Below are 23,827 nucleotides of genomic sequence, written 5' to 3'. Positions count from 1 at the left end.
GGGTGGGTGTGTTCAACGCGAGGCGTGCGCGGGCGGTGGACGGACCGGACACGGGGCCGCAGGCGGATCGACTGCTGATCCACCACCTTCGGACGGGCGACCGGCAGGCCCTCGACCAGGCGATCGTGCTCTACCGGCAGCAACTCGCGTCATCGCCGGCACCGGACGCCGCGCAGACGGCCGCCTGGGCCGGCAACCTGATCGCCGCCCTCCACAGCCGTTACCAGCTCCTGCGGCGCCCGGACGACGTGGACGCACTGATCGCCCTGGGCCGCGAACGGGCGTCCTGCGAACCGGTGCGCTCCCAGGACTTACGACTCCTGGCCGTCGCGTACCAGGAGAGGTTCGCCATCCACGGCCGGCCCGGCGACCTCGACCTGGCGGTGGAGACGTTCGCGCGGGCGGCCGGCCTCCCCCAGAATGCCGAGACCGCGGCACAGGCGCTGGGCGGACTCGGTGCGGCGCTGCACCTGCGACACGAGATCGCCGTCGGCCGCCATGAGGACACCGCCGGTGGCCGGGCCACGGGGCCTCCGGCCGGGGGCGAGGTGCCCCGCCCGGCGGGGACGCCCGGCGGGACCGGCGCCGCCGACCCCGCGGCGGATCTCCTGCGCGCGACGGACGCCCAACGGCGGGCGCTGCACGTGCTGCCGGGTGGATCGGACGACCGTCCCGGCTACCTGAGCAACCTCGCCGCCATGCGGAACAGCGCGTACCTGTTCGACGGGGACCTCGGCGCCCTGCGCGAGGCCCTCGACCTGTGGCGCGCCGCCCTGGAAGCCGTCCCGCCGGGTGGCCCCGTCCGCCTGCTCCTCCTGGGGAACCTCGCCCAGGGCCTGCGCCAGTGGCACGAGCACGCCTCCGACGAGACACACCTGTCGGAGATGCTGCGGATCCACCGCGCGGCCTTGGCCGAATGTCCTCACGGCCACCCGGGCCGGGCCAAACTGCTCGCCGGGCTCGGCGTCGCCCTGCGCCTGGCCGCCGAGGCCACCGACGAGCCCGCGCTGCTCGAGGAGTCCGCGGCCTTGCTGCGCGAGGCCCTGACCCGGTTCCGCCCCGGCACACCGGAACGCGCCAGAGGGCTGAACAGCCTCGGGAACACCTTGCACAGGCTGGCGCAGTGGACCGGTGACGCAGCGCTGCTCGACGAGGCCGTCGCCACCTTGCGCGCCGCCCTCGCCGAAAACGAACCGGGTACGGGCGCGTACGCCGACGCCCTGGCCAACCTCGCCATCACCCTGCGCCAGCGCGCCCTCCAGACCGGCGACCTGACCTCCCTGCGGGAAGCCGCCCGACTGGCCAGGGAAGCGCTCCACGCGTCACAGGCACCACCCGCCGCCCAGGTCGTGCGGCTCGGCAACCTGGGAGTGGTGTTGCAGAGCTGGCACGGCGCGACCGGGGACACCGCGGCCGCCGGCGAGGCGATCGACGCGGCCCGTCAGGCCCTCGCTCTGGCGCCTGCGGCCGGACTGCCACGCGCCGACCGGCTGAACCACCTGGCCAACGCCCTGCGGGCCCGGTTCGAGGACACCGCCGACGCGGCGGACCTCGACGAGGCCGTCCACCTGCTGGAGGAAGCCGCCCGCCAGGTCCCCTACGGCGACCCGGCGCTCGCGGTGGTCCTCACCAACCTCGGCTCCGCCCGGCTCACCAGGCACCACCTCACCGGCGAACCAGGGGAGTTGGAGCAAGCCGTCAGCGAACTGGGCCGCGCCGTATGGGCCGTCACCGAGCACACCGCGACCCACGGCAATTATCTGAAGGCGTACGGCGGCGCGCTGCGTGCCATGCACCACAGGGACGGCGACCCGGGAGTGCTCCGTGCCGCCGAGGACGCCTACCGGCAGGCCGCCGAAACCACCGCCCTGCCCGCGTACGAGCGGGTCCTCGCGGCCTGGGAGTGGGGCGCCGCCGCCGCGGACGGCCGCCGATGGGACGATGCCCTGCCGGGCTACGAACTGGCCCTGGAGCTCCTGCCGTTCGCCGCGTCCGGCCGACTGGTCCGCAGTGACCAGGAACGCGGTCTGTCCCGGGTGAGAGGCCTGGCCGCCGAGGCCGCCGCGTGCGCGGTCAACGCCGGTCAGCCGGAGCGCGCGGTGCTCCTGCTGGAGCAGGGCCGCGGCGTCCTGCTGGGCCGGACCATGGCCACCCGCGACGGACTCGGACGACTGCGGGGCGCCCACCCCGCTCTCGCCGAGCGCTTCGCACGGTTGCGGGAACGGCTCGACGCGCTCGAGGCCGCCGACGCCGCGGACACCGCCCAGGGCCGGCTGCCGGCCGACACCACCGACCGCCGCCACACCCTCGCGGCCGAGCTGGAGCACCTGGTCGCCGAGATCCGCGCCCGGCCCGGCTTCGCCGACTTCCTTGCCGCGCCGACCACCGAAGCGCTGCTGGCCTGCGCCGACAAGGGTCCGGTGGTGCTCGCCTACTGCAGCGAGTACCGCAGTGACGCCCTGGTGCTGCGGGACGGCGGAGTCCTCCTGGTCCCCCTGCCCCACGCCACCCCCCGGGCCGTCGGCGAACAGGCGGACCGCCTCGAGCGGGCGCTCGCCGACGCGGCCGACCCCGCCCGCGACCGGGCGGCCCAGCAGGCGATCAGCGAGGTACTGGCCTGGACCTGGGACCACGTCAGCGGCCCGGTGCTCGACCGGCTCGGCCTGCGCGGACCCACGCCCGACGGTGGGTGGCACCGGTTGTGGTGGTCACCCGGGGGCGCGCTGGCCTCCCTGCCGCTGCACGCGGCCGGTCACCACGGTGAAGCTCCTGGCGCGGTACCGGACGACGGAGCCGTACCCGCCCCCGCGGCGACCGTTCCGGCACCGCGGACCGTACTGGACCGGGTGGTCTCCTCGTACACGCCGACCGTCGGCGCCCTCCGCTACGCCCGGGCCCGGGCCGCCGCCCCCCGCCCGCACGGGAGGCTGCTCGCCGTGGCCCTCCCGGACACTCCCGGCGCCCGGCCGCTCGGCGGCGCCCGGCGCGAGGTGGAGGTACTGCGTGGCCTCCTGCCGACCGAGGTGCTGTACGGAGAGCAGGCCACCTTCGAACACGTGATGGACGCCCTGCCCCGTCACCCCTGCGTGCACTTCGCCTGCCACGGGGTCAGCGAGCCCGCCGACCCCTCCAACGGCCGGCTCCTGGTCCACGATCACCCGACCCGGCCCCTGACGGTCCGCGAGATCTCCCGCCTGGAACTGCCGGCGGCGCGGCTCGCGGTGCTCTCCGCCTGCGAGACCGCGCGGGGCGGCGGGGAACTGGCCGACGAGGCGATTCACATCACCTCCGCCTTCCAGCTCGCGGGATACCCCAACGCCGTCGGAACGCTCTGGCCGGTGCACGACGCGGTGGCCGTCCGCGTCACGCGCCTCCTCTACCGGGAGCTGTGCGCCGAAGGAGCCGACGGCGGGCCGGAGCTGGACGACACGAGGACGGCCGACGCCCTGCACCAGGCGGTCCTGCGGTGCCGCGCCGCCTTCGCGGCCAGCCCCAGCCTGTGGGCGGCACACGTGCACGCGGGCGCCTGACGACACCGGCAGCAACGAGGAGGCGGTCACGATGACCCGATGGTGGCGGCGACGAGCCGCGGGAGAGGGCCAAGGGGCCGGCGCACAGCCGCCGCGACCTCGTCAGGAACAGGAGAGCCGGCAGGAGCACCGGGAACCGACGGACGGGCAGTCCCGGCACGGCCCGCACGAGCCGCAGCCCACAGCCGGATCCGGGAACACCAGGCGGCCGGGCGGGGGATACATCACCATCACGGAGGTGACGGAGGGCCGGCCGGAGCAGGAGATCGCCCGCGTCGAGATCTCCCCCGAACAAGCCCACGCCATGCGGGCCCGGTCCGCCATCGACCAGTTGGGCCCCGAGCACCCGGACGCCCTCACCGCCATGCGCGACCTCGCCCGGGTCCTCGCATCGACTCCAGGACGGGGCGAGGAAGCCGTCGAGCTCTACCAGCACGTGGCGCGCACCCAGTGGACCGTCCTCGGCGACCGCCACGAGGAAACACTGCGCACCTCCGCCGAACTGGCCGACGTCCTCCACGGCACCGGCCGGCTGCGCCTCTCCGAGACGGCGTGGCGCGACACCTTCCGCGCCCAGGCCGAGACGCTCGGCCGCGATCACCCCGACGCGCTGCGCAGCGCCGCCGGACTCGCCTCGGTCCTGGAGGACCTCGACCGCGCCCCCGAGGCCGAGCCGCTGCTGAGGGACGTCCTGGAACGCCGTGCCCGGCGGCTCGGCCGCGACCACCCCGACGTCCTGTCCTCCGCCAACGCCCACGCCGCCTCGCTCCTGAAGTGCGGCCGCCACGAGGAGGCCGAGCGCGCCTTACGCGATCTCGTGATCCGGCTGGAGGACCGGTACGGGCGCGACCACGACGCCACGATCGCGGCCCGGAGCAACCTCGGCGCCGTCCTCGTCCGACTGGACCGCCACGCCGAGGCGGAACAGCAGATCCGTGCCGTCGTGCAGTCGCTGGACGCGACGGTGGGGCCGCACCACGAGTCCACCCTCACCGCGCGCAACAACCTCGCCGCCGTCCTGCACGCCATGCAGCGCTACGAGGACGCCGTGCCCATCCTGCGCGCGACCCTGGGCGGGCGCGTCGCACTCCACGGCGACGAGCACCCGACGACGGTCGCCACCCGGGACAACCTCGCCAATGTGCTGATCGACGTGGGCCGGCACGCCGAGGCCGCCGAACTGCTCGACCGCTGCGTACGTGACTACCACCGCATCTACGGACCGGGACACCCCCGTCTGCGGGCCGCCGAGGAGAGGCTGGCCTGGCTGCGTGAGTGAAGGCCCGGCCCCTCGCTGATCCGGCGAGGAACGATCTCCTTACGGTCGCCCCACGAGCGCCGCCGGTCACCGCCGGTACCGCCGGCCGCCTCATGGTCGCCGCACGGTCGCCGCCGGTCACCGTCCGGAGGGAGCCCGCGCCCGCCGCTCCCGCCGGGGAGTCGGTCCCGATGCGGCGTGAACGGGCGGCGGGCAGCCGTTGTCCGGCCGGCAGCTCCTGGTCGTGCAGGGCTTCTCCCGGTCGGCCCGGGGCTCTCTCGGCCGTGCACGGCCGCTCGCACGGGTGCACCCTCTCGGGACCGTGGGCCGACCTGCGCCGGGCGGCCCGGCGGGGCACGCTTGAAGCGTGAATGATCCCGAGGAGACGGGCTCGGGCCTGCGATCGCTGGGCGCCGCCCTGTCCGACGTCATGCGGCGGACGGGGGCGTCCATCGGCATGGTGTACCTGCGGGCGCCGGCGGACGGCGCGCTGCGGCTGGCGGTCCTCAGCGGCGTCTCCCCGGAGTTCGCCGCGCCCTGGATGCGGGTCACGCCGGGCGATCCCGTCCCGGTGGCGGACGCCGTGGCCGAGGGGCGCCTGGTGTGGGTCGGGGACCGGGAGGAGATGGCCCGCCGCTATCCCCGGCCCGGTCTCGTCCTCCCGTACCCGTTCTCGCTCGCCGCCGCCCCCGTCTCCGGTGGTGGCACCACGTGGGGCGGTCTGGTCCTCCTGTGGCCCGGGGGCCACTCGCCGCAGCTCGCCGCCTCCGAGGAGGAGGTCGTCCGGGGCGGCTGCGACCGCATGGCCGCCGTCCTGGCACGGGCCGCGGCACACGGCAACCCCGTCGTGGCCGGACCACAGCCACGGATCGTCCGGCCCTCCCGCCGCACCCCCGGGCCCGTCGAGGCCACGGCGGCGGTGGAGTTCATCCACCGCCTGCCCGGCGGAAGCTGCGCGCTGGACCTCGACGGCCGCGTCACCTTCCTCACCGAGGAGGCCGCCGACCTCCTGGGAGCCGACGCCGAGGAACTCAGCGGAGCCCTGCCGTGGGAGGCCCTGCCCTGGATGGACAACCCGGCCGTCGAGGACCGCTACCGGGCCGCGGTCATCAGCCGACGGACCACGTCGTTCACCGTCCTGCGCCCACCCGACCGCTGGCTCTGCTTCGAGCTGCACCCCGACGCCTCCGGCATCAGCGTCCGCATCACCCCCGCCCCCGCGCCCACGGAAGAGGACCAGGACGCGGGCACTCCCGCCACCGCCCCCGAACACACCGCGCACGCGCCCCTGCCCAGCCGGGCCACGGCTCTCTACCACCTGATGCACCTGGCCGCCACGCTCACCGAGGCCGCCGGCGTCCAGGAGGTGGTCGACCAGGCCGCCGACCAGATCACCCCCGCGCTCGGCGCCCAGTCCCTCGCCCTGCTCACCACCGAGGAGGGCCGCCTGCGGGTCGTCGGCCACCGTGGCTACCCCGCCGACGTGGTGACCCGCTTCGACTCCACGCCCGTGGCCTCGGACACTCCGGCCGCACGCGTCCTGACCAGGGGCGCCCCGCTCTTCTTCGGCAGCCGCCCGGAACTGGAACGCGTCTGCCCCTCCGCCGTCGTCCTGGACAGCGAGGGCGCCGCCTGGGCCTTCCTGCCGCTGATCGCCTCCGGCCGCCCGGTCGGCTCGCTGGTCCTCGGTTACGACCGGCCGCGTACCTTCCACCCCGGCGAGCGCGCCATCCTCGTCTCCCTGGCCGGCCTGATCGCCCAGGCTCTGGACCGGGCCAGGCTCTACGACAGCAAGCACGACCTCGCCCACCGCCTCCAGGCCGGCCTCCTCCCGCACAGCCTGCCCCACGTCCCCGGCCTGGAGGTCGCCGCCCGCTACCTCCCCGCCGGCCACGGCACGGGCATCGGCGGCGACTTCTACGATCTGATCCGGCTCAGCGGCACGACCGCCGCCGCGGCCATCGGTGACGTCCAGGGCCACAACGTCGAAGCGGCCGCCCTCATGGGCCAGGTGCGGGCCGCCGTCCACGCGAGCGCCGGCGCGCCGCCCGGCGAGGTCCTCGCCCGCACCAACCGCCTGCTCACCGACCTCGACCCGGGCCTGTTCACCAGCTGCGTGTACGCGCACATCGACCTCAGGCACCACCGCGCCCTGCTCGCCACCGCCGGGCACCCACCTCCCCTGATGCGCCACCCTGACGGCCACACCGAGGTGCTCGACCTGCCTCCCGGCCTCCTCCTCGGCATCGACCCGGCCGCCGACTACCCCACGGCCGGGGTGACCCTGCCCATCGGCACCGTCCTCGCCTTCTACACCGACGGCCTCGTCGAGGCACCCGGCGTGGACATCGACGACGCGATCGCCGAACTGGCCGGGAAACTCGCCCGGAGCGGGGCCCCGAGCATGGACGACCTGGCCGACTCGCTCATCGGCCACGCCCAGGGCTCGGCACCCCGTGCCGACGACATCGCCCTGCTCCTCCTCCGTACGACCGCCCCGTCGTGAGTCCCGCTCCTCAGCGCGCCGAGAAGCCGTGCACCGTCGTCGACCGGTACGTCCCGCCCGGCCGTAGCACCGTCGACGGGAACGCGGGCCGGTTCGGCGAGTCGGGGAAGTGCTGGGTCTCCAGGCACAGTCCGTCACCCTGCCGGTAGGTGCGCCCCGACGGCCCGGCCAGGGTGCCGTCCAGGAAGTTCCCCGAGTAGAACTGCACGCCCGGCTCCGTCGTCGCGATCGTCATCGTGCGCCCCGACTGCGGGTCGCGCAGCCACGCGACGGGCTGCGGACGGTCCGTGACGCCCTTGTCCAGCACCCAGTTGTGGTCGTACCCCTTGGCGAGCACCAGCTGGGGGTGCGCCGTACGGATGCCGTCCCCGATCCGCTTCCGCTGCCGGAAGTCGAACGGTGTGCCCGCCACCCCCGCCAGTTCACCGGTCGGGATCAGGGTCGCGTCGGCCGGCGTGTAGCGGGAGGCGGCGAGCCTCAGCTCATGGCCGAGGATGTCGCCGGCGCCCTCGCCCGCGAGGTTGTAGTACGTGTGGTTCGTCAGGTTCACCACCGTGGCCCGGTCGGTGGTCGCCGTGTAGTCGATCCGCCAGTCGCCGCGCGGGGTGAGGGTGTACGTCACCGCCACCTTCAGTGTGCCGGGGTAGCCCATCTCGCCGTCCGCGCTCACGTACCGCAGCACCAGCCCGACCCCCGTGCGGTCGGTGAACGGCTCCACGTCCCACACCCGCTTGTCGAATCCCTCGGCGCCGCCGTGCAGGCTGTTCTGCCCGTCGTTGACGGACAGCCGGTACTCCTCGCCGTCCAGGGTGAAGCGGCCGCCCCCGATCCGGTTGCCGTACCGCCCGATCAGCGCACCGAAGTACGGCGACGACGACACATAGGCGTCGAGGTCGTCGAAGCCCAGCGACACATTGGCGTACCGGCCGCGCCGGTCCGGTATCTCCAGGGACTGCACGATGCCGCCGTACGACAGCACCTTCAGCCGTGTGCCGCCGTTCTGAAGCGTCCAGCGGTGCACCTTGGTGCCGTCGGCGAGCGTCCCGAAGAGCTCCCTCACCGGCTGCCGCCCTCCCGACGCGTACGCCGTGCCCGTGGCCGCCGCCATGAGCCCCGTCGCGGCCGCCGCCGCCAGTACCGTCCGTCTGCTCGTGTCCATCCGAACTCCCGAGGGGTGAGGTTTACTTACCGGCCTTGCGCTTGTTCCAGACGTCGAACCCGACGGCCGCCAGCAGCACCAAACCCTTGATGACCTGCTGGTAGTCCGTGCCGATGCCGACCAGGGACATACCGTTGTTCAGCACGCCCAGCACCAGGCCGCCGATCACGGCGCCCATCACGGTGCCGACGCCGCCGCTCATCGAGGCGCCGCCGATGAACGACGCGGCGATCGCCTCCAGTTCGAAGTTCAGGCCCGCCTGCGGGGTGCCCGCGTTCAGCCGTGCCGCGTACACACAGCCCGCGAGCGCCGCCAGGACACCCATGTTGACGAAGACGAGGAAGGTGACCCGCTTGTCCTTGACGCCCGACAGCTTCGCCGCCGCCTTGTTGCCGCCCAGGGCGTACACATGGCGTCCGATCACCGCGTTGCGCATCACATAACCCAGCCCGATCAGCAGGGCGCACATGATGAGCATGACCACCGGTACGCCGTGGAAGCTGGCCAGCGTCAGCGTGAACGCGACGACCGCGGCCGTGATGGCGGTGCATTTCAGCGCCCACAGGCCGAACGGCGGTACGTCCAGTTCATGGGCGAGCTGCCGCCGCCGGTCGCGCCACTCGCGCAGCAGCAGGAAGACCACCGCGACCAGGCCGAGGAGCAGGGTGGGGTTGTGGTACTGCGTGTAGGGACCCATCTCGGGGATGAAGCCCTTGGCGATGTTCTGGAAGCCGTCGGGGAACGGGGCGATCGACTGCCCCTCCAGCACGATCTGGGTGAGCCCCCGGAAGAGCAGCATGCCGGCCAGCGTCACGATGAACGACGGGATGCCGACGTAGGCGATGAAGAAGCCCTGCCAGGCTCCCGCGACCGCGCCGATCAGCAGGGACAGCACCAGGGCCAGGACCCACGGCATGTCGTGTTTGACCATCATCACCGCCGACATGGCGCCGACGAAGGCGACGACGGATCCGACGGACAGGTCGATGTGGCCGGCGATGATGACGATCATCATGCCCATGGCCAGGATGAGGATGTAGCCGTTCTGCTGGATCAGGTTGGACACGTTGTTCGGCAGCAGCAGGGTGCCGTCGGTCCAGATCTGGAACAGCACGACGATGAACGCGAGGGCCATCAGCATGCCGTACTGGCGCATGTTGCCGCGCACGCCGTTCACCAGCAGGGAAAGGGCCGAGGGCTGCGGTGGGCCGTCCTGTGGCCGGGGACGTGGGGGAGTGGTCGTGGTGGTCATGGCGGGGCCTCAGCTTCTGTTCATGGTCATCTGGCGCATCAGGACTTCCTGGGTGGCGTCGGCGCGGGCGACCTCACCGGTCAGCCGGCCCTCGGCCATCGTGTAGATCCGGTCGCACATCCCCAGCAGCTCCGGCAGTTCGGAGGAGATGAACAGCACGGCCTTGCCCTGCGCCGCGAGCCGGTCGATGACGGTGTAGATCTCGTATTTGGCGCCCACGTCGATCCCGCGCGTCGGCTCGTCGAGGATGAGCACCTCGGGGTCGGCGTGGATCCATTTGCTGAGGACGACCTTCTGCTGGTTGCCGCCCGACAGCCGCCCCACCTGTTCGAAGACGGTCGGCGCCTTGATGTTCATACTGGTGCGGTAGCGCTCGGCGACGCTGCGCTCGTGGTGCTCGTCGACGACGCCGCGGCGCCGCATCCCCGGCAGTGACGCCAGGGAGATGTTGCGGTTGATGTTGTCGATGAGGTTGAGGCCGTAGCTCTTGCGGTCCTCGGTGACATACGCGAGGCCCGCGGCGATCGCCGCCGGCACGGTCTTCGTGACCACGTGGCGCCCGCCCACCTCGACGGTGCCGGCCACGTACACGCCGTACGACCGCCCGAAGACGGACATCGCGAGCTCCGTCCGGCCCGCGCCCATCAACCCCGCGATGCCCACGATCTCCCCGCGCCGCACGGTCAGCGACACGTCGTCGACGACTGTGCGCTGGTGGTCGACCGGGTGCCGGACCGTCCAGCCGCGCACCGTCAGCGCGACCTGGCCCGCGTCCTCGCCCTCGTACGGCGTGCGGTCGGGGAAGCGCTGGTCGAGGTCGCGGCCGACCATGCCCCGGATGATCCGGTCCTCCGACAGCCGTGGCTCGTCGTCCGGTGTCTCCCGGACCGTCAGCGTCTCGATGGTCCGTCCGTCACGCAGGATCGTCACCGAGTCGGCGATCCGCCGGATCTCGTTCAGCTTGTGCGAGATGATGATGCTGGCGATGCCCTGGTCGCGCAGCTCCAGGATCAGATCGAGGAGTTTTCCGCTGTCCTCGTCGTTGAGCGCGGCCGTCGGCTCGTCGAGGATGAGCAGCTTCACCTCCTTGGCCAGTGCCTTGGCGATCTCCACCAGCTGCTGTTTGCCCACGCCGAGGTCGGCGACCGGCGTCTGCGGTTTCTCGCGCAGCCCCACGCGCTTGAGGAGCGCGCTCGCCAGGCGAAGCGTCTCGTTCCAGTCGATCAGACCACGTGTGGCCCGTTCGTTGCCGAGGAAGATGTTCTCGGCGATCGACAGGTACGGGACGAGCGCCAGCTCCTGGTGGATGATCACGATGCCGTGCCGCTCGCTGGCCCGGATGTCCTTGAAGGCCACCGGCTGGCCCTCGAAGCGGATCTCACCCTCGTACGTGCCGTGCGGATGGACCCCGCTGAGCACCTTCATCAGGGTGGACTTGCCCGCCCCGTTCTCGCCGCAGACGGCGTGCACCTCCCCGGGCCGCACCGTCAGGTTCACCTCGGACAGCGCCGTGACGCCGGGGAACGTCTTGGTGATCCCGCGCATCTCCAGTACGGGTCGCGCCGCTTCACCGGCGCGGGCCGCTTCTTCGCCGTGCCCCGTCACTTCGCCGTGACCCGTCGCTTCACCGGGCCGCGTCACTTCAGCTGCCCCGCGGTGAAGTAGCCCTCGTCGACGAGGAGCCGTGTGTTCGACTTGTCGATGCTGACCGGGTCGAGCAGGAACGACGGCACGGTCTTCTTGCCGTTGTCGTAGTCCGTGGTGTTGTTGACCTCGGGCTTCTTCCCGTTGAGCACGGCGTCGCCCATCCTCACCGCCTGCGCGGCCAGCTTGCGCGTGTCCTTGAAGACCGTCTGCGTCTGCTCGCCCCGGATGATCGACTTCACCGACGCCAGCTCCGCGTCCTGCCCGGTGACTACCGGCAGCGGCCGGCTCGTCGTGCCGTAACCGGCGCTCTTGAGGGCCGAGATGATGCCGATGGAGATGCCGTCGTAGGGCGAGAGGACCGCGTCGACCCGCTCCTCGCCGTAGTTCTTGCTGATCAGGTCGTCCATCCGCTTCTGCGCGGTACCGCCGTCCCAGCGCAGCGTGGTCGCCTGGCTCATCCGGGTCTGCTTGCTGCGCACGACGAGCCGGCCGCTCGCCATGTACGGCTGGAGCACCTTCATCGCGCCGTTCCAGAAGTACTTGGTGTTGTTGTCGTCCGGCGAGCCCGCGAACAGCTCGATGGCGGCGGACTTGCCCGCGGCGGTCGGCGGGCCCAGCTTCAGCGCGTCGACGATGTACTTCGCCTGGAGCTCGCCGACCCGTTCGTTGTCGAACGACGCGTAGTAGTCGACGTGTTCGGAGCCCATGATGAGCCGGTCGTACGCGATCACGGGGATACCCGCGTCCTCCGCGCGCTGGAGGACCTCGGTGAGGGCGGAGCCGTCGATCGCGGCGACCACCAGCAGCTTGCGCCCCTTGGTGATCATGTTCTCGATCTGGGCGATCTGGTTCTCGACCTTGTCGTCGCCGTACTGGAGGTCGGTCTCGTACCCGGCCTTCTGGAACTGCTTCGCCATGTTCTCGCCGTCGGCTATCCACCGCTCCGAGGCCTTGGTCGGCATGGCGAGACCGATGGTGCCGCCCTTGCCGCCGGCCGGCTTGTAGCGGCTGCCGCCCCGGGCCTCCTGGCCGCAGGCGGTGAGCGAGAGCGTCAGCAGCGCGGCGAGCGACGCCGCGACCGCGGTTCTGCGGGTGATGCGCATGGTTCAGTCGCCTTCCGGGACGGTGGCCGGGACGGGGAAGCGGCGGAGCTCACCCGGCAGTCGCGAGCCGAGCGGGGACATCCCGCCGTCCGCGCCGTGCCGGGCCAGCAGGTCGAGGACGAGCCGCCCGCGGCGGACCCGCTCCCGGGCGGTGGCGAGCGCCGTGTCGCGCAACTGCGCGCCGTACGGGTAGATACCGGGGGAGCGGCTCAGGCCGAACTTCAGGTAGAGCGGGGCGCCGCGCCGGATCAGCTCGGCCGCCTCGTACATCCGGATGTAGCCGCCCAGGTCGTCGGGCGCCTCGACGTACATGTCCATCGGCGCCCGGGCGGCCAGCCGGATCTCGGTGAGGTGGTCCAGCGTCAGGTCGGAGGGCACGTTGATGGAGTCCGCGCCGAGGGCCTCGTACACCGCGTAGGAGGCCGGGTTGACCGGGCCGGTCAACGCGGACAGCTTGAAGGTGGTGTCGGCGGGCAGGTGTCCCGCCGCACGCAGCCGGTGCAGCGTCCACAGCACGCCCTCGTCGGCGACGAGCAGGCAGCGTACGCCGAGCGCCGTGGCCCGGCAGGCGTCCTCCACGCAGCCGGCGAGCGCGTCGTGACCGCGGGCCCGCAGCCCGGCGCCGCCGGAGTCGGTGCGGGTGCCGGCGCCGATGTCCCAGGTGCCGCGCGGGCCGGTGAACAGGCACAGTTCGATGTCGCGTTCGGCGCACGACTCCGCCATCTCGGTGATCTCGTCGTCGGTGAGCATCCAGACGCCGCTGCCCTGGCTGATCCGGTGGACGGGTACGTCGAGCCGTGAGCTCTCCTTGAGGACCACGGCCAGCGCCTCCGGGCCCTCGACGGACGGGATCTCGGTGCGCCAGGTGCCGCCGTCGGGGAAGGTGTGGGGGGAGGCGTCGGCCGGGTCGACGGCGGGCGCCGGATGGCCGATGGTGGCCAGGGCCTCGGCGCCGGGACGGCGGGGCGCGGGTGTCGGTGCTGCCGACTGTGCCGGTTCTGCCGGTTCTGCCGGTGGTGCGGACGGGGCGGTCACAGGGCTCCTCTGTCGGTACCTGACGTTCGGTATTTCGGACGCAGTTCGTATCGTTGGGTGCACGGCGGTACGGGATGCGAGCAGGGCACCCCGTACCGCCGTACGGCATGGGGCCGGCCTACGGCCGCAGCAGCACCTTGCCGGTCTTGGGGTCGCCTCCGCCCACCAGGGCGACGGCCTCGGCGAACCGCTCCAGCGGGAACTCGTGCGTGATCAGCGGCGCAGGGTCGAGCAGCCCGAGCCCGAAGGCCCGCACCGCGTCGCACCAGGTCGACGACGGGGCGCCGAAGACACTGCGGATCTCCAGCTGGCTCACCGACAGGTGTACGGGGTCGATCCCCACCGCCCCGGGCGTGAACATCCCGGTCAGCACCACCCGGCCGCCCCGGCGCGCCAGCAGGCACGACGAGGCCGCCGTGGTCGGCGCGCCCGCCGTCTCGACCACCAGGTCGAACCGGCCGTTCAGCCCCGCCGCCTCGGCCGGGTCCAGCGCCTCACCCGCCCCGAACCGCAGCGCCTGCTCGCCCCGCGCCGCCCGCGGGTCGATCACCGTCAGTTCGGCGGGGGACGAGGCGCCCAGCAACTGCACGGCGAGCAGCCCCAGCGTCCCCGCGCCCACCACCGCCACCCGCTCACCGGGACGTGGCCGCCCCATCCGTACCGCCGCGGCGATCACGGCGGCGGGCTCCAGCAGGGCCGCGGCCCGCAGGTCGGCGTCGTCGTGCAGGGGGTGCAACAGGCGCGCGGGCACGGTGACGTGGTCGGAGAAGGCACCGGGCTCGGTGAACCCCGTCTCCGCGTACCCGCCCTCGCACAGGCTGGTCTCGCCGCACCGGCAGCGCTCGCACGTGCCGCACGCCCGGAACCCCTCCGCGACCGTCTTCCGCCCGACGAGCGCCCCGTCGACACCCTCGCCCACCGCCTCGACCGTCCCGGCCCACTCGTGGCCGGGAACCACCGGGTACGTGACGTACGCGGCGTCCCGGTGACCGTCGTACACCTCGCGGTCGCTCATGCAGATCCCCGCCGCGGCGACCCGCACCAGGGCCTCCCCGGGTCCCGGCACCGGCACGTCCCGCTCGACGAGCCGGTGCACCCCGGGGCGCTCGACGACCACGGCGCGGCTCGGCGAACCGCCGGCCGCGCGGCGCTCGTGGCCCTGGTGCGCGGGCTGCACGGGGCGGCCGGGCTGCGCGGGGTGTCCGGGCTGCGCGGGCCGGTGGTTCGCGTGGTCCGGCGCGGGGGCGAGTGGCCGTCCCGGCTCGTGGTCCGGCGCCCGGTCCCGCGCGGGGCCCGTTGTCCCGCCGGGGGTGCGGTCCGGTGTGCCGCTCGGGGCGGTGCTCACTTCGGGGCCCTCTTCTCCCAGCCCTCGGCCCACAGGTCGAACCGGGCCCTCTGCTGCGGGAATTCGGCCGCCGCGTCCAGGTCCAGCTCGACGCCCAGTCCCGGGGCGTGCGACACGGCGAAACAGCCGGTGGCCGGGTCGACCTGCGGAGCGCCCTTGACGACCTTCTTGATCTCCGCGTCCGCGAAGTCGTTGAAGTGCTCCAGGATCTTGAAGTTGGGCGTGCAGGCCGCCAGTTGGAGGGACGCCGCCGTGAGCACCGACCCGCCCACATTGTGCGGGGCGACCAGCATGTAGTGCGTTTCGGCGGTCGCCGCCAGCTTGCGCGTCTCCAGGATGCCGCCGATGTGCCCCAGGTCCGGCTGGATGATGTCGGCCGCCTGGGACTCGAACAGCTCACGGAACTCGATCCGGTCGTGGATGCGCTCGCCGGTCGCCACCGGCAGGTCCACCTTCTCGGCGACCTTCGCCAGCGCCTTGAGGTTCTCCGGCGGCACCGGCTCCTCCAGCCACGCCGGCGCGAACGGCGCCAGCTCCCTGGCGAGCCGCACCGCCGTGGCCGGGCTGAACCGCCCGTGCATCTCCAGCATCAGCTCCGTGTCCGGCCCGATCGCGTCCCGCACCGCCTCGATCAGCGACACCGCGTACCGGGTCTGCTCCGCGTCCAGCTCGAAATGGCCGGTGCCGAACGGGTCGATCTTCAGCGCCCGGTAACCACGCGCCACGACCCCCTTGGCCGCCTGGTGATAGGCCTCCGGCGTCCGCTCGGTGGTGTACCAGCCGTTCGCGTACGCCTTGACCCTGTCCGTCACCTTGCCGCCGAGCAGCTGCCAGACCGGCACCCCCAGCGCCTTGCCCTTGATGTCCCAGCACGCCATCTCGACGACCGCGATGCCCGACATGACGATCTCACCCGCGCGGCCGTAGTCGCCGTACTTCATCCGGCGTACGAGGTCCTCGACCGCGAACGGGTCGGAACCGGCGATGTGGTTGGCCTCGGCCTCCTTGAGATAACCGACCAGCGCGTCCGTATGTCCCAGCATGCGCGTCTCGCCGACACCGGTGAGCCCTTCGTCGGTGTGGACGAGCACATAGGTCAGATTGCGCCAGGGGGTCCCGACGACATGGGTGCTGATTCCCGTGATGCGCACGGCAGTTGCCCTCTCGAGCTCGTTCGATATTTCGTCACACGTTCGAAATCTTGGCGAGACCGTAATCAGCCGCTCGGAAGGTGTCAATGGTTCGCGCGTGCTCGCTTCGAAGCTGCTTCCCGCGTGGTCGTTGCCGAGCCGGCGCCCGAGCCATTGCCCGGTGAAGTGGGCTGCGGGTAGCCTGCGTTCGTCATACCGGTCAAAGGCCGGAGTTTCGAACGAAGGGGTGGGTGGACGGTATGGGACGTCTTGTCCCCGCTGTGACCAGGGCGCTCGACATCCTGGAACTGTTTCTGGAGGGTGACGGCACCCTTTCGGCGCCGGAGGTCACCCGCAAGCTCCAGCTGCCCCGCACCACCGTGCACGAGCTGCTCACCACCCTCGCCGCCCGCTCCTACCTGGTGCCCCTCCCCGAACAGCCCGGCCGCTACCGCCTGGGCGTACGCACCTACCAGCTCGGCAGCCGGTACGCCGAACAGCTCGACCTCGCCGCCGAGGGGCAACGCGTCGCCCGGGAGGTCGCCGAGACCTGCGACGAGACCGTCCACGTCGCCATCCTGGAGGACACCGACGTCATCTACATCGCCAAGGTCGACTCCACCCACGCGGTCCGGATGGTCTCGGCGGCCGGCCGCCGGCTCCCGGCGCACTGCACCTCCGTCGGCAAGATGCTCCTCGCCTCCCTGCCGCAGGCCGAGCTGGACGCCCGGATCGAGGGGCGCGAGCTGGTCGCGATGACCCCCGACAGCCTGACCGACCCCGACGAACTGCGGGCCGAACTCGCCGCCATCCGCGAGCGGGGCGTCGCCATCGAGCACCGTGAGTCCAACCCCGACGTCAGCTGTGTCGCCGCCCCCGTGCGCGACGGCGCCGGCCGCGTCGTCGCGGCCCTGTCCATCTCCGTCCCCATGATCCGGTGGACCGAGGAGCGCGAGGCCGAACTCGCCGAACTCGCCGCCAAGGGCGCCGACGACCTCTCCGTGAGCCTCGGTCACCGGGGCACCACCCGGTGACGCGCGTCGAGGTCGCCGTACGGGAGTACGCCGAACTGGGCGAGGGCCCCACCTGGGACCCGGCCGCCCGGCGCCTGATCTGGGTCGACATCCTGGGCTGCCGCGTCCACACCTACGACCCGGTGAGCGGCCGCCGTACCGTCACGGCCACCGAGCAGCACGTCGGCGCGGCCAAGCCGCGGGCCGGCGGGGGACTGGTGGCCAACCTCCGGGACGGCGTCGGACTGTACGACGAGGGCGGCGCCGCCTTCCGCTGGCTGGTCCACGACCCGGCCCCCGGGCGGCGCGGCAACGACGCGGCCGTCGCCCCGGACGGAGCCCTGTGGGCGGGCACGATGCGCTACGACGAGGCGGCCGGCGGCGGCACCCTGACCCGTATCGCCCCCGACGGAACCGCCACCACCGTCTTCCCCGGCGTCGCCGTCAGCAACGGCACCGGCTGGAGCCCGGACGGCACCCTGATGTACTACATCGACAGCCCCACGCGGCGCGTCGACGTCTGTCGCGTGTCCGACGGCGGGGGACACCTCACCGACCGCCGCCCGCTGGTGACGATCGAGCCGGGTGCCGGTTTTCCCGACGGCCTCACCGTCGACGCGGACGGCTGCGTCTGGGTGGTCCTCTGGGACGGCGCCGCGATCCGCCGCTACACCCCCGGCGGCACCCTGGACATGGTCGTCGAGCTGCCCGTGCGCCGCCCCACCGCCTGTGCCTTCGGCGGTCCGGGACTCCGGGACCTCTACCTCACCACCGCCCGCACGGGCCTCGCCCGCCCCCACCCCCTCTCCGGCTCCCTGCTGGTGCTGCCGGACGCGGGACAGGGCATCGCGGGCATCCCCTTCGGGGGCTGACACTCGACTGCAAGCGCTTGCTACGATCGCGCCCTCGCATCGGCGGCGGGGGCCCGTGCGAGCCATCACCATCAGCTACGCAGCGCGCGACGGCGCGCGGGAGAGGCCGCCGGTGACCGCCCAGACCCCCCATCCCCAGCAGGCACCGAGGCACCTGCCTCCGACCGGCCGTCCCCGGCGCGGGACACCCGCCGACGAGGACGCCGCCACGGAGTTCCACGACTTCTTCGAGCGTCACTACGCCGAACTGGCCCGCCTCGCCCACCTGCTGACCGGCGAGGCCGACGCCGCCGACGACCTCGCCGCCGACGCCCTGCTCGCCCTCTGGCACCGCTGGGACCGCGTCCGCGCCGCCGAACACCCCGCCGCCTACGCCCGCGGTGTCGTCGCCAACCTCGCCCGCAGCCGCATCCGCAGCGCCGTGCGCGAACGCCGCCGCATCGCCCTGTTCTGGTCCCAGCACTCCCCGCACACCGACGACCCGGACATACCGTCGGTCGTCGACGTCCAAGGGGCGCTGCGTACCCTGCCGTTCCGCAAACGCGCCTGCGTCGTCCTGCGCCACGCCTTCGACCTCTCCGAACGGGACACCGCCCTCGCCCTGGGAATCTCGGTCGGTACGGTGAAGAGCCAGACGTCCAAGGCCATGGCCCAGCTCGAACGGCTGCTCGGCAACCGGGCGGCGACGCACTTCGTGGGGGAGACATGGACGAGCTGAAGCAGCGGCTGCGGGAAGCGGCCGAGGCCCACTGCCCCGACCGCGCCCGCATCCTCGCGCGCGTCGAGCGCGGCATGGCGCCCCCGCCCGGTGACGGCCGCCCCCACCGCCCCGTGACGCGTAGGTGGCGCACGTCCTGGACCGGAGCCGCGCCGCGCATGTCCTGGGCCAGGGTCGCCGGTGCCGGCCTCGCCGTCGCCGCGGTGCTGGCGGCCGGGGGATACACGGCCTCGGCCGTACTGGGAACCGGCGGGCCGGACCGGAGCGTCGGCGCACCGCCCGCCGCCCCGCTCCGCGCGGACGGCGCCGTGGACCCGCACAGCAACCGCTTCTGGGCCCAGAACAACATCACCGTCACGGCCTCCCGGCCCCTCACCGCCCTCACCGTCGAGCTGCGCGTCGCCCCCACCGGAGGCGTCGCGAGCACCGGCCACTGGCGCACCCTGCCCGCCGAGGACTTCACCACCTCCGTACGCAAGGACGAGGACGGCACCCTCCGCTACACCTGGACCCTCAAGCCCGGCCGCACCGCCCCGGCGGGCCGGCACGTCTTCGCGGGCCAGTACAACCACGCGGAAGGAGGGCGCGACGCCTCCGGCGACCGCTACACCATCACCGCCACCGATGCCCGGGGCGAACCGGCCTCCGCCGACGGGGACTTCGTCCCGTAGACCGGCGGCCGGTGTGCCCGACGCGGCAATTCCGGTACCGGCGGCAACCCTTCCGACGGCGGTGACGACCAGCACGCGCAAGGTCTCACCCCCACACGAAGGAATCGGGACATGAGTCAACGAGCCGCCGCACGGCCCGCCCGGGCCGAACGCTCCGCACGGCGCACCACCCGTCGTGCCGGCCGTCGCGCCCTCGCCGGCCTCACCGGCGCGGTCGCCCTGACCGGGGCCGCCATCACCGCCGGCGCCACCCTCCCCACTGCCGGTGCCGCGGCCGCCTGGCCGACCCCCAACGGCAGCAAGCCCGTCCCGGCGACCATCTCGGTCCCCGCCAACACCCCGTACGACGGTGGCATGAAGCGCCACTACGGCACGGGCGACCTCGGCGACGGCGGACAGGACGAGGGCCAGGCCCCGCTGTTCACCCTGGCGGACGGCGCCGTCCTCAAGAACGTCGTCCTCGGCTCCCCGGCCGCGGACGGCGTCCATTGCCTGGGCAGCTGCACCCTTCAGAACGTCTGGTGGGAGGACGTCGGCGAGGACGCCGCCACCTTCAAGTCGAAGTCGTCGAGCGCCGTCTACACGGTCACCGGCGGCGGCGCGAAGAAGGCCTCCGACAAGGTCTTCCAGTTCAACGGCGCGGGCAGGCTCACCATCACCGGCTTCCAGGTGGCCGACTTCGGCAAGCTCGTCCGCTCCTGCGGCAACTGCTCCACCCAGTACAAGCGGACCATCGTCGTCGACAACGTCGACGTGACCGCGCCCGGCGGCAGCATCGCCGGCATCAACACCAACTACGGCGACACCGCCACCCTCCGCAACATCCGCATCCACGGCGACAGCAGCAAGAAGATCAAGCCGTGCGTGCGCTACACCGGAAACAACACCGGCGCCGAGCCGGTCCAGACGGGAAGCGGCCCCGACGGCACGTACTGCCGCTACACGGCGTCGGACATCACCTACCGGTGATGCCGCGCAGGTGACGACGCGGCCCCTGCCGGGCCGGTGCCACCCGCGCCGGCAGGGGCCCTCGACGGGTAACGTCCTTTCCATGACGGATACGGACGGGCGAGAGCCGGCCATCGTCGAGGCGCCTTCGGTGCTGGGCCTCCGGCCCTCGGGCGTTCAGGACCTGCCCACCGCCCTCCGCGACGCCGGCCTCGCCGACCGCCTCGGCGCCGTCCGGGCAGGCCGCGTCGACCCGCCCCCGTACGACCCCGGGGCGCGACGACGACACCGGGATCCTCAGACGGCTCTGGCCGACGAACGGGCCCGGGTGCTCGACGTCACGATCTTCAACCCCCGCCTCGACCCCGGCGGCCGCATCGCGGCCCGCCTGACCGAGTGCCTGGTCCGAGGCCTGGCGGCGCGCACCGACGGGAAAGGCTGACCGCGCGACGGCCGGGGTGCGCAGGTGACGTGGTGCCGGAGTGCCGACCAGGCGCTGCGCGCCCTGTGCGCCGCCCACGGTTGCCGCCGCCGACATCGTTCCGGCACCGCATCCACACCGAGCCCCACCCGATTGGTGTAGGGGATGCGATCCGGGTACCCGGCGACGACAATGACTGCAGGACGAGCAAGGAGGCGGCATGAACGCTGAGCCCGATTCGACCTCCCAGCGAGAGGGCGTCACGCCCGACAGGCTTCTTCACAGCGGCGCCGAAGGTGAATTCAACGCGGAAGACCTGGTCCTCGCTTCAGGACGTGACGTCAACCCCAAGAGTCTGGCCTGGGCCGAGCGCAGGCTGGCCGAGAAGGGCAAGGCCGCCCTCGACGAACTACTCCCCTGACCCGGCGACCCCACGGGCCACGCGACCAGTACGTCGTCGCGTGGCCCGAAGCCCTGCTGCGGCACGGCACGGCGCCTCTCCTTCTCCGACGCCCTTTCGTGCCGTTCGCTCGCGACCCGGCCCTGACCGGCCGCCACAGGCCGGCCGCCCCCGGGCCGGCGCGGAAGCGACGCCGTCCGCCCGTCATGCCGCCGGGGCGGGGGGCCCGGCGGCCGTCCGCCCGTTACGCCGTCGTCGGCGCGGCCACGGCCGGGGCCGGTACCGGCGTCAGCGGGCCGCGCAGCGATGAGCGGCCGTGCTGCCAGGCGGTGAGGACCCGGTCCTCCCAGCGTTCGTCCAGCCAGACCGTCGCGCGGATGCCGAACGCCACGTCCGCGGCCAGCTCCGGCTCACGCGCCAGCAGGTCGCCCAGGACGTCCCGGCGCATCACCTGTTCATGGACCGCGTCCGCCTCGATGTGCTCGGTGAAGAACCGGATGCACCGCTCCTCGGCTCCCAGCCGTTCCAGCGCCTTCGCCATCCGCCGGGCGCCCGGCGGCGAGGTGATCTCCAGGACCGCGAAGTTCCCCGCCGCCGCGCCGCGCAGCGACCGGTGCAGCCCGAACAGCGACATCACGTTCACCGTGGCGAGCGTCGTCGCCGGGGCGAGATCCAGGTAGCGGCCGTACGAGGCGTCCAGCCCGGCCCCGTCCATGAGCTCCGCGAACAGCCGCGCGTGCACCCGCTCGCCGCGCCCCGCTCCGAACTCGTCGTAGGCCACCGCCACCAGTGACGCCTTCGCCTGCCCCTCCAGGCGGGGGATCAGCCACGCCTGCGGATCGGACTCCTTGAGCTGGTACAGCGAGCGGTGCGCCAGGTACTCCCGCATCAGCTCCCAGGTGCCGTCCTCCATCAGCCGGTGCGACACCCCGTGCCCGTCGACCGGCTCGACCAGCAGCGGGTCCAGCGCTCCCGTCACGTCGTCGTCGCCGGGCACCGCCTCCCGCAGGGCCCCCAGGAACGCCTCCTCCATGGGCCGGCGCAGCCCGAGCAGGGCCGGGTCCCACTCCCGCTCGTCGGCCACGCCCTCCAGAGCCCGGTAGTGGGGCTCGTACGACAGGTACAGCGCGAGCTGGAGGTCCTCGCCGAGCGGGTCCGCCCCGGCCACGGTCACCTCCGGTGCCGTCCCGCCCCGCAGTACACGCAGGACAGCCGCCGAAAGGGGCCCCCGCTCCTCCGGAAGGGGAGCGGGGCGCGCGGAATCGGCCACCGTCATTCCTTCTCCTCCACGTCCATCTGCTCCAGGGGCCGCAGCGCCGGCCCCTGCACCACCTTGCCGTCCACGTCGAACCGCGAACCGTGGCACGGACACTCCCACGCGCACTCCTCGTCGTTGAAGTGGACGATGCACCCCAGGTGGGTGCAGCGCGCCGACACCGCGTGCAGCGCCCCCGCCGCGTCCCGGTGCACCGCGAGCCGCCGCCCTCCGACCCGTACGACCGCACCGCCGCCCCGCGGGATCTCGGCCGTCGAGTCGGCGTGGGCGCCCGGCAGCCGGTCGCCGATGAAGTGCTTGCCCACCTGCGCCTGGAGCCGCAGCATCGCCGGCGCCTCACGCACCGGGTGGAGCCGTACCGGGTCGTACAGGCTCGTCCAGGCGGGCTCGCGGCCGCGAATGCGGGAGGCGATCAGGTCACCCGCCATCACGCCGTTGCTCATGCCCCATCCGGCGAACCCGGTCGCCACGTACACGTGCCGGGACCCCGGGTGCAGCCGGCCCACGTACGGCACCCGGTCCGTCGTCACGTTGTCCTGCGTGGCCCAGCGATGGGTGAGCTCCACGCCCTCGAACCGCTCCTGAGCCCAGGAGGTGAGTTTCCGGTAGTGCTCGCCGACCTCGCCCTCGTCGACCGTGCCGGGCATGAACTTCTCGCCCGTGACGATCAGCATCCGCCGCCCGTCCTCGCCGTACGGCGCCGTCCGTACCGAGCGTGTGTTGTTCTCCCAGGTCAGGAACATTCCGCCGGGGTCCTGCCCGGCCGGTACGGGCCCGGCCACCACCAGCTCCCGCTTCGGCTCCAGCCGGGTGAACAGCAGCGCCCGGTCGAAGACGGGGTAATGGGTGGCGACGACGACCTCACGCGCCTTGATGGTGTGCCCGGTGCTCGTCGTCAGCTCGCACGGCGAGCCCTCCTGGAGCCGTGTCACCCGCGTCCGCTCGAAGATCCGCCCGCCCAGTACCTCCAGGTCGGCCGCGAGCCCCAACAGGTACTTGCGCGGATGGAACTGCGCCTGGTTCTCCACCTTCACCGCGCCGACCACCGGGAACGGCAGCGGTACGTCGGTCTCGTACGAGGCGGGCAGCCCCGCCGCCCGGGCCGCCTCCGCCTCCTCGCGCAGCTGGTCCGCCTGGTCCGGGTCCTCGGTGTACGTGTAGGCGGGCAGCCGCTCGAAGTCGCAGTCGATGCCCAGTTCCTCGCTCACCTCGGCCACATGGTCGATCGCGATCTGCTGCGAATGGGCGTACAGCCGGGCGGCCCGGGCGCCGTGAATCCTGGCGATGTCCGCGTACACCATGCCGTGCAGCGCCGACAGCTTCGCCGTGGTGTGACCGGTCACGCCCGACGCGATGCGGTCCGCCTCCAGCAGCACCACCGGGTGCCCGGCGCGGGCCACCTCCCACGCCGTGCAGAGCCCGGCGATGCCGCCGCCGACCACGGCCACCTCCGTCTCGACGGGGCCGTCCACGGCCGGACGGGCCGGCCCGGGCGCGTACTCCATCCACAGAGAACCGGAACCGGACTCAAAGCTCATCGCTC

Annotated in this window: 19 protein-coding genes; 10 read left to right on the top strand and 9 right to left on the bottom strand. The window is 72.9% G+C overall.

Going from position 1 to position 23,827, the window contains the following annotated elements:
- Window positions 1-35 precede the first annotated feature (35 nt).
- The 3 genes from ABT360_RS12645 to ABT360_RS12635 all read left to right on the top strand — a co-directional run bounded on the left by ABT360_RS12645 (window position 36) and on the right by ABT360_RS12635 (window position 7,294).
- A complete protein-coding gene (locus tag ABT360_RS12645; RefSeq protein WP_351814317.1) occupies window positions 36-3,530 on the top strand; it encodes a CHAT domain-containing tetratricopeptide repeat protein in 3,495 nt (1,164 codons plus the stop codon).
- Window positions 3,531-3,768: 238 nt separating this feature from the next.
- Complete coding sequence (locus tag ABT360_RS12640) at window positions 3,769-4,809, top strand: tetratricopeptide repeat protein (RefSeq protein WP_351814315.1); 1,041 nt, start codon at window positions 3,769-3,771, stop codon at window positions 4,807-4,809.
- Between the two features lie 346 nt (window positions 4,810-5,155).
- A complete protein-coding gene (locus tag ABT360_RS12635) occupies window positions 5,156-7,294 on the top strand; it encodes a SpoIIE family protein phosphatase (protein WP_444852230.1) in 2,139 nt (712 codons plus the stop codon).
- Window positions 7,295-7,304: 10 nt separating this feature from the next.
- On the opposite strand, the gene ABT360_RS12630 is transcribed toward ABT360_RS12635, so the two are convergent.
- From ABT360_RS12630 to ABT360_RS12600, 7 genes are all read right to left on the bottom strand, one after another.
- Window positions 7,305-8,453 carry an aldose epimerase family protein gene (locus tag ABT360_RS12630; RefSeq protein WP_351814313.1) on the bottom strand — a complete coding sequence of 383 codons (1,149 nt, stop codon included), beginning with the start codon at window positions 8,451-8,453 and terminating at the stop codon, window positions 7,305-7,307.
- A 22-nt stretch (window positions 8,454-8,475) separates the two neighbouring features.
- Window positions 8,476-9,705: a multiple monosaccharide ABC transporter permease gene (mmsB, locus tag ABT360_RS12625; protein WP_351814311.1), complete on the bottom strand. Its 1,230-nt coding sequence runs from the start codon at window positions 9,703-9,705 to the stop codon at window positions 8,476-8,478.
- A 9-nt stretch (window positions 9,706-9,714) separates the two neighbouring features.
- Window positions 9,715-11,310, bottom strand: a complete 1,596-nt coding sequence (gene mmsA / locus ABT360_RS12620) for a multiple monosaccharide ABC transporter ATP-binding protein (RefSeq protein ID WP_444852229.1) — start codon at window positions 11,308-11,310, stop codon at window positions 9,715-9,717.
- Window positions 11,311-11,342: 32 nt separating this feature from the next.
- Window positions 11,343-12,455 carry a multiple monosaccharide ABC transporter substrate-binding protein gene (gene chvE / locus ABT360_RS12615; protein ID WP_351814309.1) on the bottom strand — a complete coding sequence of 371 codons (1,113 nt, stop codon included), beginning with the start codon at window positions 12,453-12,455 and terminating at the stop codon, window positions 11,343-11,345.
- A 3-nt stretch (window positions 12,456-12,458) separates the two neighbouring features.
- Complete coding sequence (locus tag ABT360_RS12610; RefSeq protein ID WP_351814343.1) at window positions 12,459-13,397, bottom strand: hypothetical protein; 939 nt, start codon at window positions 13,395-13,397, stop codon at window positions 12,459-12,461.
- 211 nt (window positions 13,398-13,608) lie between these two features.
- On the bottom strand, window positions 13,609-14,667 hold the full coding sequence (locus ABT360_RS12605) for a zinc-dependent alcohol dehydrogenase (protein ID WP_351814341.1): 1,059 nt from the start codon (window positions 14,665-14,667) through the stop codon (window positions 13,609-13,611).
- 164 nt (window positions 14,668-14,831) lie between these two features.
- On the bottom strand, window positions 14,832-15,986 hold the full coding sequence (locus ABT360_RS12600; RefSeq protein WP_351814307.1) for a mandelate racemase/muconate lactonizing enzyme family protein: 1,155 nt from the start codon (window positions 15,984-15,986) through the stop codon (window positions 14,832-14,834).
- A 239-nt stretch (window positions 15,987-16,225) separates the two neighbouring features.
- Between ABT360_RS12600 and ABT360_RS12595 the strand changes: the two genes are divergently transcribed.
- The 7 genes from ABT360_RS12595 (at window position 16,226) to ABT360_RS12565 (ending at window position 21,029) form a co-directional block, all read left to right on the top strand.
- Window positions 16,226-16,999, top strand: coding sequence for an IclR family transcriptional regulator (locus ABT360_RS12595; protein WP_351814305.1), 774 nt, complete (start codon window positions 16,226-16,228; stop codon window positions 16,997-16,999).
- A complete protein-coding gene (locus ABT360_RS12590) occupies window positions 16,996-17,850 on the top strand; it encodes an SMP-30/gluconolactonase/LRE family protein (protein ID WP_351814303.1) in 855 nt (284 codons plus the stop codon). Before ABT360_RS12595 ends, ABT360_RS12590 begins: the two co-directional genes overlap by 4 nt.
- 154 nt (window positions 17,851-18,004) lie before the next feature.
- Window positions 18,005-18,568: a SigE family RNA polymerase sigma factor gene (locus ABT360_RS12585; protein ID WP_351814339.1), complete on the top strand. Its 564-nt coding sequence runs from the start codon at window positions 18,005-18,007 to the stop codon at window positions 18,566-18,568.
- On the top strand, window positions 18,556-19,239 hold the full coding sequence (locus tag ABT360_RS12580) for a hypothetical protein (protein WP_351814301.1): 684 nt from the start codon (window positions 18,556-18,558) through the stop codon (window positions 19,237-19,239). The genes ABT360_RS12585 and ABT360_RS12580 overlap by 13 nt, the downstream gene beginning before the upstream one ends.
- 111 nt (window positions 19,240-19,350) lie before the next feature.
- On the top strand, window positions 19,351-20,208 hold the full coding sequence (locus ABT360_RS12575; protein WP_351814299.1) for a pectate lyase: 858 nt from the start codon (window positions 19,351-19,353) through the stop codon (window positions 20,206-20,208).
- Window positions 20,209-20,290: 82 nt separating this feature from the next.
- Window positions 20,291-20,629 (top strand): hypothetical protein, encoded by a 339-nt coding sequence (locus tag ABT360_RS12570; protein ID WP_351814297.1) that lies wholly within the window; start codon window positions 20,291-20,293, stop codon window positions 20,627-20,629.
- Window positions 20,630-20,828: 199 nt separating this feature from the next.
- Window positions 20,829-21,029, top strand: a complete 201-nt coding sequence (locus ABT360_RS12565) for a hypothetical protein (protein WP_351814295.1) — start codon at window positions 20,829-20,831, stop codon at window positions 21,027-21,029.
- Window positions 21,030-21,252: 223 nt separating this feature from the next.
- Here ABT360_RS12565 and ABT360_RS12560 read toward each other — a convergent pair whose 3' ends face one another.
- Both ABT360_RS12560 and ABT360_RS12555 read right to left on the bottom strand, forming a co-directional pair.
- On the bottom strand, window positions 21,253-22,284 hold the full coding sequence (locus ABT360_RS12560; RefSeq protein WP_351814293.1) for an iron-containing redox enzyme family protein: 1,032 nt from the start codon (window positions 22,282-22,284) through the stop codon (window positions 21,253-21,255).
- Window positions 22,281-23,822: an FAD-dependent oxidoreductase gene (locus ABT360_RS12555; protein ID WP_351814291.1), complete on the bottom strand. Its 1,542-nt coding sequence runs from the start codon at window positions 23,820-23,822 to the stop codon at window positions 22,281-22,283. The genes ABT360_RS12560 and ABT360_RS12555 overlap by 4 nt, the downstream gene beginning before the upstream one ends.
- Window positions 23,823-23,827 lie beyond the last annotated feature (5 nt).

The sequence above is a fragment of the Streptomyces sp. NPDC000229 genome, from assembly GCF_040300825.1.
GTDB lineage: Bacteria > Actinomycetota > Actinomycetes > Streptomycetales > Streptomycetaceae > Streptomyces.
The sequence above is the reverse complement of the archived record's forward strand: the minus strand, read 5'-3'. Positions and strand labels throughout refer to the sequence as shown.

Coding starts and splice junctions, on each gene's coding strand:
- ABT360_RS12575 (WP_351814299.1), top strand. CDS start 19,351: ATGAGTCAACGAGCCGCCGCACGGCCCGCCCGGGCCGAACGCTCCGCA.
- mmsB (WP_351814311.1), bottom strand. CDS start 9,705: ATGACCACCACGACCACTCCCCCACGTCCCCGGCCACAGGACGGCCCA.
- ABT360_RS12595 (WP_351814305.1), top strand. CDS start 16,226: ATGGGACGTCTTGTCCCCGCTGTGACCAGGGCGCTCGACATCCTGGAA.
- ABT360_RS12565 (WP_351814295.1), top strand. CDS start 20,829: ATGAACGCTGAGCCCGATTCGACCTCCCAGCGAGAGGGCGTCACGCCC.
- ABT360_RS12570 (WP_351814297.1), top strand. CDS start 20,291: ATGACGGATACGGACGGGCGAGAGCCGGCCATCGTCGAGGCGCCTTCG.
- ABT360_RS12560 (WP_351814293.1), bottom strand. CDS start 22,284: ATGACGGTGGCCGATTCCGCGCGCCCCGCTCCCCTTCCGGAGGAGCGG.
- ABT360_RS12555 (WP_351814291.1), bottom strand. CDS start 23,822: ATGAGCTTTGAGTCCGGTTCCGGTTCTCTGTGGATGGAGTACGCGCCC.
- ABT360_RS12580 (WP_351814301.1), top strand. CDS start 18,556: ATGGACGAGCTGAAGCAGCGGCTGCGGGAAGCGGCCGAGGCCCACTGC.
- chvE (WP_351814309.1), bottom strand. CDS start 12,455: ATGCGCATCACCCGCAGAACCGCGGTCGCGGCGTCGCTCGCCGCGCTG.
- ABT360_RS12630 (WP_351814313.1), bottom strand. CDS start 8,453: ATGGACACGAGCAGACGGACGGTACTGGCGGCGGCGGCCGCGACGGGG.